This is a genomic window from Streptomyces sp. NPDC029216 (genome assembly GCF_040648015.1).
GTDB lineage: Bacteria > Actinomycetota > Actinomycetes > Streptomycetales > Streptomycetaceae > Streptomyces.
This window is the reverse complement of the sequence record NZ_JBEZWL010000301.1, coordinates 1-1,922: the sequence shown is the minus strand read 5'-3', so window position 1 is coordinate 1,922 and position 1,922 is coordinate 1. Positions and strand designations below refer to the sequence as shown.

Annotated in this window: 2 protein-coding genes; one reads left to right on the top strand and one right to left on the bottom strand. The window is 69.0% G+C overall.

Annotated elements, in window-relative coordinates; all coding sequences use genetic code 11:
• Positions 1–600 precede the first annotated feature (600 nt).
• Entirely contained in the window at positions 601–1,083 is a 483-nt protein-coding gene (locus AB0F18_RS39155; protein ID WP_362070302.1) for a hypothetical protein, read from the bottom strand.
• 154 nt (positions 1,084–1,237) lie between these two features.
• Here AB0F18_RS39155 and AB0F18_RS39150 point away from each other — a divergent pair, with 154 nt between their 5' ends.
• Positions 1,238–1,774 carry an N-acetyltransferase family protein gene (locus AB0F18_RS39150; RefSeq protein WP_362070299.1) on the top strand — a complete coding sequence of 179 codons (537 nt, stop codon included), beginning with the start codon at positions 1,238–1,240 and terminating at the stop codon, positions 1,772–1,774.
• Positions 1,775–1,922: the final 148 nt, after the last annotated feature.

Genomic DNA, 1,922 nt, shown 5'->3' with positions numbered 1-1,922 from the left:
CGCGTCGCTTCGCGATGGCCTTCGGCCACCCTTGACAGCCCGCCCCGCCCCGGAAAGACAAGGACTGTCGGGAAGCCCCCAAAGGAACGGTCCGGACGATCCTTGACCATCCGGCTCCCTCAGCGATGAGACGAGCAGACCGGGCCCGCCAGACCGGGCATCCGACCCCTCCAGATCCCGATTCCGGACCAGGGCCCGCCCCAGATCGCTACGCGCTCCTCCCGTCTCAGCGTCCGCAGCCCGTCTGGGGCCGATGCCCGCAGCCAAGGACGATGGAATGGTCCTCCGGACCCGCCTGGCGCATCAGATCGCTACGCGCTGCCCAGATTCCGGCGTCCGGCGGCCGTCTGGGGCCGATGCCCGCAGCCAAGGACGATGGAATAGTCCTGCGGGCCCGCCTGGCGCGTCAGATCGCTACGCGCTGCCCAGATTTCGGCGTCCGGCGGCCGTCTTGGGCTGATACCCGCAGGGCAGGACGAGGAGATAGTCCTCCGGGCCTGCCTGGCGCATCAGATCGCTACGCGCTCCTGCTGTCGCTCCCGGCGCCGCAGGACGATCAGGGAGGGGTCGGGACCCAACACCGGCCGTCCTGGCTCGCTGTCAGGCTCGCTTGTTGGCGAAGTGGGGGGTGGCGGCCGGGAGGAACATCAGCACCACGGCGGTGAGCACGGCCGCGACGTGGAGCACGCGACTGGCGGCGAAGGCGAAGTCCATGGCCCCGGCCTCTTGGAGTGCGGTGCTGAGGGAACGGCCCTGGGCCCAGGCGCGGATCGGTTGGGCGACCATCGACGCCGTACCCACGACCCCGAGGCCGAGGGTCAGCGCGATCCGCGCCCAACGGCGTCCCCGGCGCATCTGGACTGCGATCAGCAGGGCGGCGGCGAAGACGGGAATCCGTATGGCCAGACCCACGGCGATCTCCGAGGCGGAGCCCGTCCCGTCGGCAGCCATCCTGCCGACGGCCAGCACCGTCTCGAACACACCGGCCGCCACCGCCGTCACCCAGAGGGCGAATGCTCCACGAATCACCGCAGGCGTTGACGAGGCCAGGCCGCTGGACGGCTTCTGCAAGGCGTGCGTCATGACGGACTCGATTCGGGGTGGGGGATTGCGGACGTCCCCGATCCTTCCGGTGCGGCATGGCCCGCCGCCTGCCTGCTACCCGGCGGATCTGCCCGGGGGATAGCCTCCTGGAGGCGAAACCCCGATGTAACGAGCCCCGACTACCGTCACGCAGATGACTACGAGCGGGGCCGAGGTCCGGCCCGGTACCGAGAGCGACCTCGAAGAGCTGACCCGCATCTACAACCACTATGTGGTCGAGACGCCGATCACCTTCGACGTCGTCCCCTTCACCGTCGATCAGCGTCGGCCGTGGCTGCTGGCCCATCCCGCATCCGGCCGACACCGGCTCCTCGTGGCCGAGGAAGGCGGAAAGCTCCTCGGCTACGCGACCAGCAGCCCGTTCCGCCCCAAGCCGGCCTACGCGACGTCGGTGGAAACCACCGTCTACGTGGCGCCCGAACACGTGGGACGTGGTGTCGGCAGCCTGCTCTACACCTCCCTCTTCGAATTGCTGGAGCAGGAGGACGTCCACCTGGCACTCGCCGGAATCACCATGCCCAACGAGGCCTCCCAGCGGCTCCACGAACGCTTCGGCTTCCGGCCCGCAGGTCGCTTCGAACAAGTCGGCCACAAATTCGGCACCTTCTGGGACGTGGCCTGGTTCCAAAGGCGGATTCCCCGAGACCCGGTCGCCCCACCCCCTCGCTGACGGAACCCCCGTCCGCGGCTACGGGTATCAGCCCAAGACGGCCGCCGGACGCCGAGAACCCGTTGTTCTATCGAGCGTGGGGGCGTTTGGGTTCGAACAGGGTTCTGGGTCGGGTGATGTTGCGAGTGTCCGGGCATGAAGGCAGGGC

Bases quoted from the DNA above. Each gene is read 5' to 3' on its own strand.
- AB0F18_RS39155 (WP_362070302.1), bottom strand. From the start codon at position 1,083: ATGACGCACGCCTTGCAGAAGCCGTCCAGCGGCCTGGCCTCGTCAACG.
- AB0F18_RS39150 (WP_362070299.1), top strand. From the start codon at position 1,238: ATGACTACGAGCGGGGCCGAGGTCCGGCCCGGTACCGAGAGCGACCTC.